This window comes from Arthrobacter sp. MDT2-34-1 (assembly GCF_059091365.1).
The window spans coordinates 1,054,556-1,070,361 of the sequence record NZ_JBNHGO010000001.1 but is presented as its reverse complement, the minus strand read 5'-3'; the positions used below and the strand labels follow the sequence as shown (position 1 = coordinate 1,070,361).

At 69.7% G+C, this 15,806-nt stretch carries 10 protein-coding genes and 1 tRNA gene; 7 read left to right on the top strand and 4 right to left on the bottom strand.

Annotated features, from left to right (window positions below; all coding sequences use genetic code 11):
- Window positions 1–131 precede the first annotated feature (131 nt).
- Both nudC and AC5RVV_RS04860 read left to right on the top strand, forming a co-directional pair.
- On the top strand, window positions 132–1,079 hold the full coding sequence (nudC, locus tag AC5RVV_RS04865; protein WP_494000255.1) for an NAD(+) diphosphatase: 948 nt from the start codon (window positions 132–134) through the stop codon (window positions 1,077–1,079).
- Window positions 1,076–3,208, top strand: coding sequence for an ATP-dependent DNA helicase UvrD2 (locus tag AC5RVV_RS04860; RefSeq protein WP_494000254.1), 2,133 nt, complete (start codon window positions 1,076–1,078; stop codon window positions 3,206–3,208). Before nudC ends, AC5RVV_RS04860 begins: the two co-directional genes overlap by 4 nt.
- 28 nt (window positions 3,209–3,236) lie before the next feature.
- Here the strand turns inward: AC5RVV_RS04860 and AC5RVV_RS04855 are convergent, their stop codons facing one another.
- Window positions 3,237–4,313 (bottom strand): TOMM precursor leader peptide-binding protein, encoded by a 1,077-nt coding sequence (locus AC5RVV_RS04855; RefSeq protein WP_494000253.1) that lies wholly within the window; start codon window positions 4,311–4,313, stop codon window positions 3,237–3,239.
- 153 nt (window positions 4,314–4,466) lie between these two features.
- Here AC5RVV_RS04855 and AC5RVV_RS04850 point away from each other — a divergent pair, with 153 nt between their 5' ends.
- Window positions 4,467–5,129 (top strand): YgjP-like metallopeptidase domain-containing protein, encoded by a 663-nt coding sequence (locus AC5RVV_RS04850; protein ID WP_494000252.1) that lies wholly within the window; start codon window positions 4,467–4,469, stop codon window positions 5,127–5,129.
- Here AC5RVV_RS04850 and AC5RVV_RS04845 read toward each other — a convergent pair.
- Window positions 5,126–6,610, bottom strand: coding sequence for a zinc-dependent metalloprotease (locus AC5RVV_RS04845; protein ID WP_494000251.1), 1,485 nt, complete (start codon window positions 6,608–6,610; stop codon window positions 5,126–5,128). The genes AC5RVV_RS04850 and AC5RVV_RS04845 overlap by 4 nt on opposite strands.
- 274 nt (window positions 6,611–6,884) lie before the next feature.
- On the opposite strand from AC5RVV_RS04845, the gene AC5RVV_RS04840 reads away from it, so the two are divergent.
- From AC5RVV_RS04840 to AC5RVV_RS04825, 4 genes are all read left to right on the top strand, one after another.
- A complete protein-coding gene (locus AC5RVV_RS04840; protein WP_494000250.1) occupies window positions 6,885–8,018 on the top strand; it encodes a YlbL family protein in 1,134 nt (377 codons plus the stop codon).
- 271 nt (window positions 8,019–8,289) lie between these two features.
- Complete coding sequence (locus tag AC5RVV_RS04835) at window positions 8,290–11,214, top strand: UPF0182 family membrane protein (RefSeq protein WP_494000249.1); 2,925 nt, start codon at window positions 8,290–8,292, stop codon at window positions 11,212–11,214.
- A 45-nt stretch (window positions 11,215–11,259) separates the two neighbouring features.
- Window positions 11,260–11,336, top strand: a tRNA-Met gene (locus tag AC5RVV_RS04830).
- 181 nt (window positions 11,337–11,517) lie between these two features.
- Entirely contained in the window at window positions 11,518–12,714 is a 1,197-nt protein-coding gene (locus tag AC5RVV_RS04825; protein WP_494000248.1) for a hypothetical protein, read from the top strand.
- 114 nt (window positions 12,715–12,828) lie between these two features.
- On the opposite strand, the gene AC5RVV_RS04820 is transcribed toward AC5RVV_RS04825, so the two are convergent.
- Together AC5RVV_RS04820 and AC5RVV_RS04815 are read right to left on the bottom strand one after the other, a co-directional pair.
- Complete coding sequence (locus tag AC5RVV_RS04820) at window positions 12,829–13,596, bottom strand: PspA/IM30 family protein (protein WP_494000247.1); 768 nt, start codon at window positions 13,594–13,596, stop codon at window positions 12,829–12,831.
- A gap of 74 nt (window positions 13,597–13,670) precedes the next feature.
- Window positions 13,671–15,737, bottom strand: coding sequence for a TPM domain-containing protein (locus AC5RVV_RS04815; RefSeq protein ID WP_494000246.1), 2,067 nt, complete (start codon window positions 15,735–15,737; stop codon window positions 13,671–13,673).
- Between the last annotated feature and the right edge of the window lie 69 nt (window positions 15,738–15,806).

Here is a 15,806-nt window from a genome sequence, read left to right as displayed (position 1 = left end):
CCCGGCCACGGCCGCGGCGAGTCGCCGGAAGGGTGAGGCAGGCCGCACCGGCGGGGCACCGCCGGTGCGCAGTCCACAGCGCCGGCGGCGCGAATAACGGTCCGGGCGCCGGGGTGAGTACGGTAGAGAGCATGAGTCTTAGCACCGCCGCTGCAGGGTTCCCGCCGCTGGGCCAGCTGATGCTGGCGCGCACCACCATGGACCGCGGGTGCGAGCGGCGCAGCCACCCCGGCCTGGTGGACGGCATCTGGGGCAGCGACACCACGCATGTGATGCTGATCGCGGACGGCAAGACGCTGATCCGCGGCGGAAGGATCGTGTTGCTTCCGAGCAGGGAACGGACCGCATCCGACCTGTCCGTCTACCTCGGCCGGGCCGTGGAGGGTGCGGATGTACCCGTCGGGACCGACATTGTGCTCTCGGTGTTGGCGGACCGCGCAGAAGCTGCCGGGTACGACGGCGAGTGGCTGGGCCTGCGGGACGTGGCGGGGGAGCTCTCTGCGCAGGACGCCGGGCTGTTTGTGGAGGCCGCGGCGATTTCCAACTGGCACCTGACCCACACCCACTGCCCGCGTTGCGGCCACCGCACGGAGATCGAGCAGGGCGGCTGGGTGCGCCGCTGTCCCGCCGACGGAAGCCAGCATTTCCCGCGCACCGATCCCGCCGTCATCGTTTCGGTCATCGACGAGGACGACCGCCTGCTGCTCGGCCGCAACAGCGCATGGCCGGCCAGCCGGTATTCGACCCTGGCCGGCTTCGTCGAGCCGGGGGAGTCGCTCGAGGCTGCGGTGGTGCGGGAAATCGAGGAGGAGTCCGGCGTCGTCGTGCACTCGCCGCGCTACCTTGGGTCCCAGCCGTGGCCGTTCCCGGCATCGCTGATGATTGGGTTCACGGCCGTCGCGACGGACGCGGCGTCGGTGCCCGACGGCGTGGAGATCCTGGACACACGGTGGTTCAGCCGGGAGGAACTGGCCGCGGCACTGAAGGCCGACGAGGTCCAGGTGGCCAGCGGCATTTCAATTGCGCGGGCGCTGATCGAGCACTGGTACGGCGGCGAACTGCCGCAGGCCGGACGATGAGCGCAGCGGCAGCCGGGCCCCTCCCGGACAGCAGCCTCGAAGACCGGATCCTGGCCGGACTGGATGACGAGCAGCGGCAGGTGGCCACCAACCTGGCCGGACCGCTGTGCGTCCTCGCCGGAGCGGGCACCGGCAAGACCCGGGCGATCACGCATCGGATCGCCTACGGGGTGCACACCGGGGTGTATACGCCGCAGCGGGTGCTGGCGGTGACGTTCACCGCGCGCGCGGCCGCCGAGATGCGGACGCGGCTGCGCGACCTCGGTGTTGGCGGGGTGCAGGCGCGAACGTTCCACGCCGCGGCGCTGCGCCAGCTGCAGTTTTTCTGGCCGCAGGCGGTCGGCGGTCCGTTGCCCGGCCTGCTGGACCACAAGGCCAGCGTCATCGCCGAATCTGCCCGGCGCCTGCGGCTGACCACCGACCGTGCCGCCATCCGCGACCTGGCGGCCGAGATCGAGTGGGCCAAGGTCTCCATGCTCACGCCCGAGAGCTATGTCCGCCGTGCGGCCGGGCGTGCCGCACCGGCAGGCTACGACCTGACGACGGTGGCGCGGCTGTACCAGGCCTACGAGGACGTGAAGACGGACCGGAACATCATCGACTTCGAGGACGTCCTGCTCATCACCGTGGGGATCCTCGAGGAAGACCCGAAGGTGGCGGCCGCCGTACGGGACCAGTACCGGCACTTCGTGGTGGACGAATACCAGGACGTCTCGCCGCTCCAGCAGCGGCTCCTGGACCTCTGGCTGGGTGACCGTGAAGAACTCTGTGTCGTCGGCGACGCCAGCCAGACCATCTACTCCTTCACGGGAGCGACCTCCCGGCATCTGCTCGAGTTCACCAAACGCTTCCCCGGAGCCGACGTCGTAAAACTGGTCCGGGACTACCGCTCCTCGCCGCAGGTGGTGCAGCTGGCCAACTCGCTGCTGGCCGCCCGCACCCGGCAGCCGGCGCGGGACAACGACAGCTGGCCGACCCCGCTGGAGCTCATCGCCCAGCGTCCGGCCGGGCCCGAGCCCTCGTTCACGGAATGCGCCGACGACGAGGCCGAGGCGGCCCAGGTGGCCACCCGTATCCGCGGACTGATCGACGACGGCGTGGGCGCTGCCCAGATAGCGGTGCTGTTCCGCACCAACGGGCAGTCCCAAGCGTACGAACAGGCGCTGGCCAATGCCGGCATCGGCTATCAGTTGCGCGGTGGGGAGCGGTTCTTCCAGCGGCGCGAGGTCCGCGACGCGATCCTCCAGCTGAGGGCCTCGTCCCGGGCCGCCGGAACCGAACCCGTGCCGCAACTGGTCCGGGACGTGCTGGCGAACCTGGGCTACACGCGGGAGGCTCCGCAGACCGGCGGTGCGGTGCGCGAACGCTGGGAATCCCTGGCCGCGCTGGTGGGACTGGCCGACGAGCTGGACGCGGTCCGCGGTTCCGCGGCCGGCGGTGTTTTCACCATGTCCGACTTCGTGGCGGAGCTCGACGAACGCGCCGCCGCCCAGCATGCTCCCACGGTGCAGGGTGTCACCCTCGCCTCGCTGCACTCGGCGAAGGGCCTGGAATGGGACGCAGTCTTCCTGGTCGGATTGAGCGAGGGGCTGATGCCGATCTCCTTCGCCGACACCGACGAGGCCGTGGACGAGGAACGCCGGCTGCTCTATGTGGGCATCACCCGTGCCCGCCAGCACCTGGCTCTGTCCTGGTCGCTGGCCCGGACCCCGGGAGGCCGCGCCAACCGCAAACCGTCCCGGTTCCTGGACGGGCTGCGCCCCGCCTCTTCCTCCTCCGTCCGCAGCACGCCGGGCCAGCGGCCGGCGCGGCGCAAGCAGGCCGCGCCGGCGACGTGCCGCGTCTGCGGCACCCTGCTCGGCAGCGGGGCGGAACGCAAGGTCGGCCGGTGCCACAATTGTCCCCCCACCTACGAGGAGTCGACGTTCGAGGCGCTGCGCGAGTGGCGCAAGGAGACGGCCAGCGAAGCCTCGATGCCCGCCTTTGTGATCTTCACGGATGCCACCCTCGTGGCCATCGCCGAAGCCCGGCCCCAGTCATTGCAGGAGCTGTCCAGGCTGGCCGGCGTGGGGCCGTCCAAACTGGAGCGTTACGGCGAGGATGTGCTGCGCGTCCTGGCCGCGAACTGAACCTGCGCCGGCCCGGGCAAGCGCGCGCTCAGGCCGCCGGGGCCAGCACGCAACCGCAGGCCGGGTGCGGCGGGTAGGCGTGCCGCGTCACGGTGCCGTCGCCGCTGTCGAGTTTGAGCACGGCGGAGAAGCTGCCGGGCTGGTTCCGTCCATCCAGGAACAGCAGGGCCTGCATCGCCGCCAGGCCGGCCGCGGCCACCGACTGCGACACTTCGTCGGCCGCGCCCCGGTCTGCCGGCGGCTCGGCCGGCCGGCTGGTCAACCGGGCAACGACGTCCGGCCACCCCGGATCGGCCTCGGCGCGGTGCAGTTCCACGCAGCCAAGGCAGCTTGTCTGGCCGGGGACCACCAACGGCCCGATCAGGGTGTCCTGCTCGCGCACCAGGACGCTTAGGTGCGGGTGTCCCCGGCTCATGAGCGCCGCGGCGACCCGGGGATCGGCCACGTCGCGGTCGACGTAGACGGCCAGGCTGAGCGCGCGCGGAAAGATGCCTGCGGCACCCTGCTCCGCGGTCGAGCCGGGCAAGAGGTGGCAGGCTACCGTGGGATCCACCTGGTGCACGGCCCGCCGCACGGCCTGCCCGCGGCCCAGGCCGATGTCCGTGAGCCGGATGGCGCCGGAACCGACATCTGAGGCGGCGGCGACCGCCGAATCCTCGAGCAGAAGCGTGCCGACGCCGGCCGCAGCCAGGGCCGTGCCCAACGCTGCACCGGTGCGTCCCAGCCCGATCAGCTGAACGATGCAGCGGCCCCGGGCGGCCAGCGGTCCTTCACCGTCGGCCGAGTACACCGCCGACCAACGGCGCGCATCCGGCGCGAGCCGGTCGGCGCGCAACCCCGATAGGCGTTCCCCGCCGGAGTCCGGCAGCAGGACCGGTGCCAGTGCCGCCAACAGCGACGCGGCCCGCTCCCTGTCCAGGCCACAGGCTGCCCGCACGTCATCCAGGTCGGCCGATTCGATGCCCCGGCACAGCCGGGACAGGAAGTGCCGGTCCGCTTCCCCGGTTCCCTCGACCACCAGTCCGCCGGCGCCCAGGCCGAACTGGACGCTGCCCGCGGCGCCCTCCAGCATGCGCAGGCCTGGATTGACTCTCAACTGTGCCACCGCAACCCTCCTCGCCGCCTGCCCGTGGTCCGGGCGCGGCCCGGTCCTCCATGCTGGCACGGCGGCGGCAGGCGTCGGAGGGTTATCCACAGAAAACCGGGCACCGGGCCTGGGCGGATGCGGACGGTCGGATTGACCCGGTAACCTCGTCGCATGTCCCGAGCAGATCAGACGCAGGAATCCCGTGCCAGCGCAACGCCTCCGCGGCCGGTCCCGCTGGTGGCCGACACGGGGGAGCGGGTGGCGCTGACCACATCCACCGGGGCCCCCGTGGTGGTCAAACGGTCAGCACGCCGGCGCCGGACCGTCTCCGCCGCGTGGCGGGACGGGGCCGCCGTGATCTCCATTCCCGGCCACTTTTCGCCGGCGCAGGAACGGGAGTGGGTGCAGCGGATGCTGGCCAGGCTCGAGACGCGCGGCTCCCGGCCGGAGGGACGGACCGCCGCGGGCGACACTGACCTGGCCCGCCACGCGGCGGAGCTGTCGCAGCGTTACCTGGCCGGCAACGCCGTCCCGACCAGCATCCGATGGGTTTCCAACCAGAACGACCGCTGGGGGTCGGCAACGCCGGCCCGGGGCACCATCCGCATCTCGGACAAGATCAAGGACATGCCCGCCTGGGTCGTCGACTACGTGATCCTGCACGAGTTGGCACACCTGCTGGAGCTCGGCCACGGCCCACGCTTCTGGCGCTTGCTGCAGGCCTATCCGGAGCTCGAACGGGCCAAGGCCTTCCTCTCCGGCGCCGCCTTTGCCATGGGCCGCGGCCTGCAGGACGGGGACGACGTGGACGGCGCCGGCGAGAGCGACTGCTAGCCGCGGTCTCCGCTTCCGGAACCGTCCGGGCCTCCGTCGGCGCTGCCGGTATCCTCACCGCCAGCGGAGCCGTCCGGACCTCCGCCGGCGCTGCCGGAGTCTCCACGGTCGGCGGTGCCGTCCGGCTTCCGGGCATCGCCGTCGCCGGGCTGCTGCCCTTCGAAGCCACCGCTCAAGAGTTTCTGCAGCGCCTCGTCGACTTCCGCCTCGGAGGCGTCCAGCAGTTTCCGCCGGGCGCTGAAGCCGGCCGGATCGTCCAGATCCTCCGCGGTCGGCAGCAGGTCGGGGTGGTTCCAGATCGCGTCCCGTCCGTCGACCCCGCGTTCCTCCTTCAGTGCGGACCACAGGGCGGCGGCATCCCGCAGCCGGCGGGGGCGCAGCTCCAGTCCGACCAGGGCAGCGAAGGCGTGTTCCGACGGACCGCCGGTGGCCCGCCGCCGTCGGACCGTTTCGCGCAGCGCCGGTGCCGAGGGCAGGTTGGCCGCGGCGCCGGCGGTGAGTTCGTCCACCCAGCCCTCGACCAGCGCGAGCGCAGTTTCGAGCTTGGCCAGGGCGGCTTCCTGTTCCGGCGTGCGCTTCGGCATGAACACGCCCTGCGAGAGTGCCTGCTGCATGGATTCGGGGTTTGTGGGATCGAGGTCGCGGGCCACTTCCTCGATCCGCCCCATGTCGATATGGATGCCCCGCGCATAGCTTTCGATAGCGCCCAGCAAATAGCCGGAGAGCCACGGGACATGGGTGAACAGGCGGGTGTGCGCAGCTTCCCGGATCGCCAGGAAGAGCAGCACGTCCTGCCCGGGGATGTCCAGGCCCTCGCCGAACGACTTGACGTTGGCCGGCAGCAGGGCCATCTTGCCTTCCACCAGCGGGACACCGATGTCGCTGGAACTGACCACGTCCTTGGCCAGGGCGCCCACGGCCTGGCCCAGCTGCATGCCGAACATCGCGCCGCCGAGGTTCTGCAGCATGGAGTGTGCCCCGCCGAGCATCTGCTTCATCTCCTCCGGCACCTGCTCGGTCAGCGCGCTGGTCAGCGCGAAGGCGATGCTGTTGGCGACCGGCTCCGTCAACCGCTTCCAGGTCGGCAGCGTTGCCTCAACCCACTCGGCGCGGGACCAGGCCCTGCCGATGAGCCCGGTGCCGGGCATGCTCGTCACCGGATCGAGCCACATCTCGGCCAGCCGGAGCGCTTCGTCGACGGCGCGGCCCTGTGCGGTAGAGACGGACGGGTCACTGTCCGAGGCGGCCACCTTGCGGGCGCTTTCATGGGCCAGTTTCCAGTTGACCGGACCTTCGGCGGGGGCACTCATCATCGCCTGGACCTGCTGGAACATCTGCGCCAGGGCTGTGGGGTCGGAGGGAAGTCCTGCCGACTTGGCTATTTCCGCGGGATCCATTGCCCCGGCCTGGCCACCGAAGAGCTTGGCGAACATCTCCGCCAGCGGATCCTGCGGGTCGTCGTCGGGCTGCTTGGGGGTCATCACTACCACCGGTCCTCGAGGGGTTGGAGCGGGCACGGGCCGCAGCGGCTGCCGGGGAGGCGGCGGGGGCTGTGCCCGGGGTGTTGCGTGAGTTCCACGTTACCGGCAGCCGGGATTCCTTGTCGCGCCGGGGACCGGCAGTTCGCTCAAGGCCGAGCAGGCGCAGCACCACCGATGCCGGGCCGACGGCGTACGCTAGAGCAGGCGCCGCGAGCGCCCCGGGCGGCAGCGCGTTGGGTGCACGGCCCGGACAGCTGCGGGAGGGAACCACCAGGTGACACAGTCCACCAACAACGGCACGGAGCACGGCACGGACGGCTGGGCCGGCAACGCTCCCGGCCCGCAGCCGGCTGCGCCGCCGACCCGAAACCGCAGGCAACCGGTCATGGCGGCCGCCGCCGTCGTTGCCGTGGTGGCCGGCGCCGCAGGGCTGGCGCTGCCGGCGGGCTACGTCATCGAGACGCCCGGTCCTGCCATCAACACCATTGGTGAGGTTTCCGGCACCCCGCTGATCGAGGTTCCGGACCGCCCCACCTACGAGACGTCCGGCGCCCTGGACCTGACGACGGTGTACGTGGAGGGCGGGCCCAACTCGAACGTCAACATGCTGCAGGTCCTGGCCGCCTGGCTCCATCCCCAGCGCAGCGTCGCACCGGCCGACCTGGTCTACCCCCCGGACGTCACGCAGGACGACATCCAGCAGCAGAATGCGGCGCTGATGGCCTCGTCGCAGGAGTCCTCGATCGCGGCGGCCCTGACCCAGTTGGACGTGGAGTACTCGCAGACCCTCTCGGTGGCCGATTTCACCCCGGACGCGGCGGCGGCAGGAGTCTTGGAGCTGCAGGACGCGATCCGGACCATCAACGGCCGGCCCGTCACCGGCATCGAGGTGCTGCGCGAGGAGCTCAATGCCAGTGCCGGCGCCCCGGTCGAACTGGGCATCGCGCGCGACGGCCGCGAGGAAACCGTGGATGTGGCACCGCGGGCCAACGGCGACGGCGACTACCAGTTGGGCGTCCTGCTGGGCACCGACTTCGACTTTCCGTTCGAAGTGAAGATCCAACTGGACAACGTGGGCGGCCCCAGCGCGGGCATGATGTTCGCCCTGGGCATCATCGACACCCTGACGCCAGGCGAGATGACCGGCGGCAAACACTTCGCGGGGACCGGCACGATTGACGCCGAAGGCACCGTCGGGCCGATCGGCGGCATCCGGCAGAAAATGCTGGGCGCGCGGGAGGCCGGCGCCACCGTCTTCCTGGCGCCGGAGGCCAACTGCGCGCAGGTCGCCGGCCACGTTCCGGAGGGCCTGCAGGTCGTGTCGGTGGCGACGCTGGACGACGCCGTCAAGGCAGTCACCGCGATCGGCGGCGGCGGCGACGCGGCCGCCCTGCCCGGCTGCAGCTGATTCGTTTCAGCTGCGGCGCGGTCACATTCCGGCAACGGTGCCGGACCGTTCCCGCGCCGCGGTTCGCCGGGGCCGGTGTTGACAAGGCAGAATGGGAACGGAACCCTCCGAGACCGCCGTTCGTGGCATCTAGGGGGAGTGTCCCCGCAGCGGCGGTTTCGCCGTGATGCCACGCATGCAGACAACGAGGTAACGAGTGACGTTCGGACAAGACCGGTCTTACGGCGACCGGCCAACACCGCTTAACAGTCCTGGCAAGAAACGTTCCGCATTGGTGCCCACCCTCATCGTGGTGGCCGTCCTGGTGGTGGGCTTCGTCTTCTTCTCCCAGATCTACGCAGACATTCTCTGGTACAACCAGCTGGGCTACCTGGAAGTCATGCTCAAGGAAACCGGCACCAAGATCGCCATCTTCCTCATTGCCTTCCTGATCATGGGCCTTGCCGTCTACTTCAGCCTCCGGCTGGCATACCGTTCACGCCCGGTGTACGCGCCGGACAGCTCGCTGCAGGACAACCTTAACCGTTACCAGCAGCAGCTGGAGCCGGTGCGGCGCCTGCTGATGATCGGCATCCCGGTAGTGCTCGCCGGTTTCGCCGGCACCGCCGCCGCCTCGGCGTGGCAGACCGTCCTGCTGTTCTTCAACCAGCAGCCGTTCGGCCAGACCGATCCCCAGTTCGGCCTGGACTTCAGCTTCTACATGAACACCCTGCCGTTCCTCGGTTTCATTAACGGCTTCCTGATCAGCGTGGTGCTGATTGCCGGCATCGCCGGGCTGCTGACCCACTACCTCTACGGCGGGATCAGGCTGGAGGACAAGGGGTTCTTCGCCTCCACCGCGGCGAAGATCCATGTGGGAATCTTTGCCGCGCTGTTCCTCATCCTGCAGGGTGTCAACTACTGGCTGGACCGGTACGCCACCGTGCAGTCCAACGCCGGAAACTGGACCGGTGCGCTGTACACCGACGTCAACGCCGTGATTCCCACCAAGGCCATCCTCGCCGTCGCCGCCGTGCTGGTGGCCATCCTCTTCATCGTCTCGGCCTTCATCGGCCGCTGGCGGCTGCCGATCGTCGGCACGGCCATGCTTGTCGTCACCGCCATCCTCGCCGGCGGGGTCTACCCGTGGATCGTCCAGCGCTTCCAGGTGATCCCGAATGAGCAGGACGTCGAGGCCCCGTACATCGAACGCAACATCGCCCTGACCCGCCTGGCCTACGGGCTGGACGACGTCCAGACCATGAACTATGAAGCCGTCGTGGAGGCAGAAGCCGGCGCGCTGCGCGAGGACGCCGAAACCACGGCCAATATCCGCCTGCTGGATCCGAACCTGGTGTCGGACGCGTTCGCGCAGCTGGAACAGTTCCGCCAGTACTACCAGTTCGACGAAACCCTCAACGTGGACCGCTACACGGTCGACGGCGAGGTGCAGGACACCGTCATCGCCGTCCGCGAACTGAACACCGCGGGCGTGCCGGCCGGCTGGGTCAACGAGCACCTGCTCTACACCCACGGCTACGGCGTCGTCGCGGCCGCCGGCTCCCGCGTGGAGCCGGACGGCAAACCGTCGTTCATGCTCTCCGGGATCCCGTCGCAGGGCGTGTTGGGCGACGACTCGACCTACGAGCCCAGGATCTACTTTGGCGAAGCGTCTCCGGACTATTCGATCGTCGGTGCGCCCGAGGGCAGCACCCCGATCGAGATCGACCGGCCGCAGAGTGCCAATGCCGAAACCGATACCCGGAACACGTTCGACGGCGACGGCGGTCCCAACATCGGCAACTGGTTCAACCGGTTGGTCTACGCCCTGAAATTCCAGTCGACGGACCTGATGCTGTCGGACGCGGTCAATTCCGAATCGCAGATCCTCTACGACCGGGATCCGCGCCAGCGTATCGAAAAAGTCGCTCCGTACCTGACGGTGGACGGCAATGCCTACCCCGCCATCGTTGACGGCCGCGTGAAGTGGATCGTGGACGCCTACACCACCAGCGAGCACTTCCCGTACTCGACTCCGCAGCAACTGGAGTCGGCCACCATTGACTCCGGGACCACCGGGGGCGCGACGGTGGCGCTGCCGGCGGAGGAGGTCAACTACATCCGCAACGCCGTCAAGGCAACCGTGGACGCTTACGACGGGTCCGTGGACCTCTACGCCTGGGACGACCAGGATCCGCTGCTCAAGGCCTGGACGAACGTGTTCCCGACGACGATCAAGCCGTACAGCGAGATGTCGGCCGACCTGATGGCGCACGTCCGCTACCCGGAGGACCTGTTCAAGGTGCAGCGGGAGTTGCTCACCAGGTACCACGTGACCAACGTCAACCGCTTCTACGAGAACTCCGACGCCTGGAGCGTTCCCACGGATCCGACGCTGGGCGAGGGATCGACCGTCAAGCAGCCGCCGTACTACCTGTCGCTGCAGATGCCCAACCAGGACGCGGCGTCCTTCTCGCTCACCACCCCGTTCATTCCGTTCGCCGTTCCCGGCGAGCAGGCACGCAACGTGCTGTACGGGTTCCTTTCCGCCAACGCGGACGCCGGCACCGGCGAGGACGGTGTGAAGTCCGAGGACTACGGCACGCTGCGGTTGCTCGAACTGCCGCGCGACATCACCGTGCCCGGTCCGGGCCAGGCACAGAACCTGTTCAACTCGGACACCGAAGTGTCGCAGGCGCTGAACCTGCTGCGCCAGGGCGCTTCCGAGGTGAAGAACGGCAACCTGCTCAGCCTGCCGGTCGGCGGGGGCATGCTGTACGTGCAGCCGGTCTACGTCCAGTCCTCGGGCGCTTCCTCCTACCCGATCCTGCGCCGGGTGCTGGTGAGCTTCGGTGAGGAAGTCGGCTTCGCCCCGACGCTGTCCGAAGCATTGGACCAGGTGTTCCAAGGCGATTCAGGCGCCACCACCGGCGACGAAGAAAACGTCGGGGAGACACCGGCGACGCCGGACGCACCGGAGACCAGTGCCGAGGAGGACCTGCAGGCGGCCCTGCAGGCCGCGCGCACCGCGATCCAGGAGGGACAGGCCGCGCTGGCGGAGGGCGACTTCGCCGCCTACGGCGAAGCCCAGGAGCGGCTCCAGGCGGCGCTGCAGGACGCCATCGACGCCGAGGCAGCGATCTCCGGCGCCGCCCCCGAAGGCGGAGCGGACGGGGCAACGGAGCAGCCTTCTCCGGAGGCGACCGAGGGCAACTGACCGATTTGCTTCGCTACCCCGCGGCCGGTAATGTATTCACTGCGCCGCGGGGTGGAGCAGTTCGGTAGCTCGCTGGGCTCATAACCCAGAGGTCAGAGGTTCAAATCCTCTCCCCGCAACCAAGAGCAAGGGCCCCGTCCGATGTCATATCGGGCGGGGCGTTTGCGTGCCCCGATGCCGCAAGCCGGACCTGCTCCGCCCGGGGCCGCGAGCCAGGCGGGTTAGTGCCCGAGGCCACAACCCCGACCGGTAGTATGGTTTCACCCGTCCCCGATTTTCCCTCGGAAAGATCGTTGTTGTCCCATGCTGGAATCAGTGAGCAGCTACGCCCTGGCCGCCGGAGTGGCAGCCCTGTTCAACCCCTGCAGCCTGCTCCTGTTGCCGGCGTGGCTCCTAATGGTCGCCGGCAGCAGCTGGCACAGCACGGCCGCTGACGCCGTGCGCCGGTCCGCCGTGACGGCTCTTGTCTTGACCGGCGGCTACACGACGTCGTTCTCGTTGGCGCTCCTGGCGGCAGGTAATCCGGCGACCCATGCCGGGGCCCTGGCCTACATTTCGGCCGGGACCGGGATGCTGTTGGTCCTGCTCGCGTCCTTCCTGGTGGCCGGCGGGCGGGTCCGGCTGTTGCAGGCAGCGGCGGCGGGAGGCAGATCGTTCGCCCGGCTCAGCGCGATGGCTGTTGCCGGTGCGGTGATCGGGCTGGCCTCGCTCGCGCCACAGCTGCCGGAGTTGCTGGCCGCGGCCGGGGCGCAGGGCGGCCCGGAAGCACCTGTCGCCGGCGTGGCCGCCTACGTCCTGGGCCTGCTCGCCGGTTTCGGCCTGCTGTGCGCCGCCGCATCCTCGGTCGGGGCCGCCGCCGGCCGGCGATGGCCCGAAGCCTGGACGGTGCTGGAAAGAGCCCAGGGCTGCGTGCTGCTGCTCGCCGGGCTGGGCACCGCCTACTACGCCTTCTTTGCTGTCCGGAATGCCGGGGGGCACGAGGTCGAGGACCGGCTGATCGATGCCGCGCACGGGGCCCACGGGTTGCTTACCGATGTGCTGCACGCTGTCCCCGCCTGGTCGGTTCCAACCGCCTACCTTGCACTGATCGGCTGGCTCCTGCTGCGCCGACGGCGTCCCGGGCCCCCGGAACCTGACTCCGGGTACGACCGGGCCGCCACCCCTGCTCCGTCCGCGGCGCCCGCTACCCCTGCTCCGTCCGCGGCGCCCGCTACCCCTGCTCCGTCCGCGGCGCCCGCTACCCCTGCTCCGTCCGCGGCTACCGCCGCACAGCCGGCTCCGGCGGCGTTCCGGGCGGGCTCCCGCCGTCGTCCGTCGCCCGGGCAGGACGGGGGAGTGGCTTCGGCGCCGCGGGGGCGGGGCGCCGGCGTGTCGGACGCAGTCGAGCACCGTCCCCGGCACTACAACCCCAAGGCCCTGCGCCGCGCGCGGATCAGCGCCTCCGGACCCGCCCGTTTCACCGGCCGCAGCCTTCTCCGGGCCGTGAAGCCGCGCCGTTAACGCGATCGCACCGCCCCTGGAAAGGAAGGACCCGGCCCGACAGGAAAGGCTCCGGGCCACACCGGAAGGTGCGGCACGGAGCCATTCATGCCAGGGCGGCCGGAGGGCTGGTGCTCAGTAGCTCTCTGAGGTAGCTTCCTTGCCGGCCTCCAGCGACGACGGGGCCGGGCCGGTCCCGGACTTCAGGGCTGCCAACCGCGCCTCAACCTCCGTCTGCTCGCCGAGGTCTTCCAGGCTCTCGAACTGGGCATCCAGGCTGGAAGCGGCCAGCTCGGCCTGGCCGCGTACTTTTGCTTCCTCGCGGCGGATCTTCTCCTCGAAGCGGCCGACTTCGCTGGTCGGGTCGAGAATGTCGATGCTCTTGATGGCGTCGTGGACCTGCGACTGGGCCTGCGCGGTCTTGGCGCGCGCGATCAGCTCGTCGCGCTTGTTCTGCAGCTCATTGAGCTTGGACTTCATCTGGTTGAGTCCCTGCTTGAGCTTTTCCACGATTTCGGTCTGCGAGGAGATCGTGGGCTCGGCGCCCTTGGCTTCGTTCTCCGAGGAGATCTGGCGCTGGATTGCCACCTTCGCGAGGTTGTCGAACTTCTCGGCGTCGGCGGCATGGCCCGAGGTGCGGTACTCATCGGCCTTTCGGCTGGCGGCCAAGGCCTTGGCACCCCAGCTGCGGGCGTTCTCGAGGTCTTCGTTGTAGTCGTCCTGCAGCATGCGCAGGTTGCCGATGGTCTGCGCAACGGCGCTTTCGGCTTCGGCAATGTTGTTCGTGTAGTCGCGGACCATCTGGTCCAGCATCTTCTGCGGATCCTCCGCCTGGTCGAGCAGCGCGTTGATGTTTGCCTTGGCCAACTGTGCCATGCGGCCGAAAATTGAGTGCTTTACCACGGTGATGCCTTTCGATCGGGATTACTCGAACTTTGCCTTCCAAGCAGCCAGGATGACTGCCCGGTCTGTCTGGTCTAGAAGCCGCCGCCGGCTCCGCCGCCGTCGCCGAAGCCACCGAAGCCGCCGCCGCCACCGCCGAAACCGCCGAAGCCGCCGCCGCCGAAAACGTCACCGCCTCCGCCGCCACCGAAGATCCCGCCGCCGCCGTGCGAGCCGTGTCCGCCGTGCAGGATGGAATCGATGAGGATGCCGCCGAGGATCGCCCCGCCCAGGCCGCCGCCCCGACCGCCGAACATTCCGCCGCCGCCGAAGCCGCCCATGCCGCCGCCGAAACCGTCCACATCCTCCTGGGCCATATGGCTGGCCTGCTGCGCCAGGGCATTGGCTTGGCGGGCGTAGTTGAGCGCCTGCTCCGGATCCGAGTCGGCGATGGCCAGCGCATGGTCGAGATTCCGTTCCGCCTCCGCCAGCCGGGTGCGTGCCTCGCTGCGAACGCCGCCGCGCCGCGCCTGGATGTAATCCGAGGTGCCGGAGATCTGGGCCTGCGCGGACATGATGGCATGCTGCAGGGCCTCGCGGGCACGCCGGTTGCGGTCCTGGGCATCCCGGATCCCGGAGAGCGAGGCATCCAAGGGCTCCATGGCTGCCTCCAGCCGCTGCACCATCATGATCGGATCGATGCGTCCCCCGGCGACCTCCTGCCGGACGGCGGACACGGCCGCCTCCAGCCCGGCCAAGGGGCCGGCAAGCTCGGGGTGCTGCCCGGAGACGAGGATGGCCCTGGCCTGGGCGATGTCCTGGGTCGCGTCGGCGATGCTGCGTTCCATGCTCTGCCGGGCGTCCTCGAGGTCCTTGGCCGTCCTGGCGATGGCCTCCAACAGGATGTTGGCCTGGTGCAGGCTCTCCTCGGCCGCGCGCACGGCGATCACGGCGGCGCTGCGGTCTCCTTCGTCGAGCTTGTCCTGCGCGGTGTCGGCCGCGTTCTCGACGAAATCCAGCCGTTCCCCGGCCTGGCCGATGTTGTCGGCGACCTGTTGCAGCGCGCTGTCGGCGAAGCGGGCGCGAAGCTGTTCCAGCCGGGCCGTGCCGTCGTCCAGCCTGCCGCGGGTTTCCCGGGCGGCGGCCCGAGCCTGCTCAAGCGCCTGCGGTGCGGTCTTTTCCAGCTCCCGCAGCGCGTCGAAGTCCTCTTTGTGTGCCTGGAGGGAATCGTTGACTGCCTCACAGCGGCGGATGATGTCGCCCAGCCAGGCGCGCTGCTCTTCTTCGGTGTCCGGAATATGGTCATCGAGCTGCTGCTGCAGTTTGAAAGACTCCATCATGTGGGACTTGGCCGCGGTGATGTCCTGGCGGAACGGCTGCACGGCTTCGTCCCCGTACTGGGCCATGGCGAAGCCCAGTTCCTGCTCGCTCGATTTGATCGCGTCGTCGGCGGCCACCAGCAGGCTGCCGGCCTTCTTGCGAAGGTCCTCCACGGACATGGCGTCATGCGGATCCAGCGGCCGCCCGTCGGGGCCGGTCTGCAGCTGAGGCTGCGGGCGCTGGTTCTTGTTCCGCTTGGATCGGGCATACAGCAGTGCCGCGCCGCCGCCCACCACCACGACGCCGCCAATGAGCAGCACCGGGCCCAGCGAGCCGCCCCCGCCACCGGATCCGACGGAACCGTCACCGCCGGTGGCGGCGTCCTCGACCGCCGCCACGGCGGTCAGCGCGGCCCCTGCCCAGTCCGCTTCGCCGAGGGCAGGCCGGATGGATTGCGCGATGTTCTGGTCCCGGGAGACGACGGGGTTGCCCTCGGCCGACTGGAACAGGTATTCGCGGCCGTCGACGGCAACGGCCAGCAAGCTGTCGACGGAGCCCAGCGAGTTGAGCTCGGCCATCTCCAGCACCCACTGCTTGCGGTCGGCCGGTTCGGTGAATTCATCCACGAAGACGATGTAGACGTTCAGGCCTTCGGACTGCTGCAGCTCGCGTACCGCGTCCTCGACCTCGGCCGTCCGGGCACCGAGCACACCGGCCTGGTCCACCACGAACTCGCCCGGCGGAATGTCGACCGGCGGCACCGCGAGCGCCAGCGCTGCGGGCGCGAGGAAGACTGCCGTCAGGCCGGCTACGGCCGCCAGACGCCTGAACGGTGAGCGCATAAAGGTCCCTTCAGCAGCAGCTGGGGCCGTGGCGCCCCGGCTCATCGGCGTGGTCCTGGCCCCGGGCGG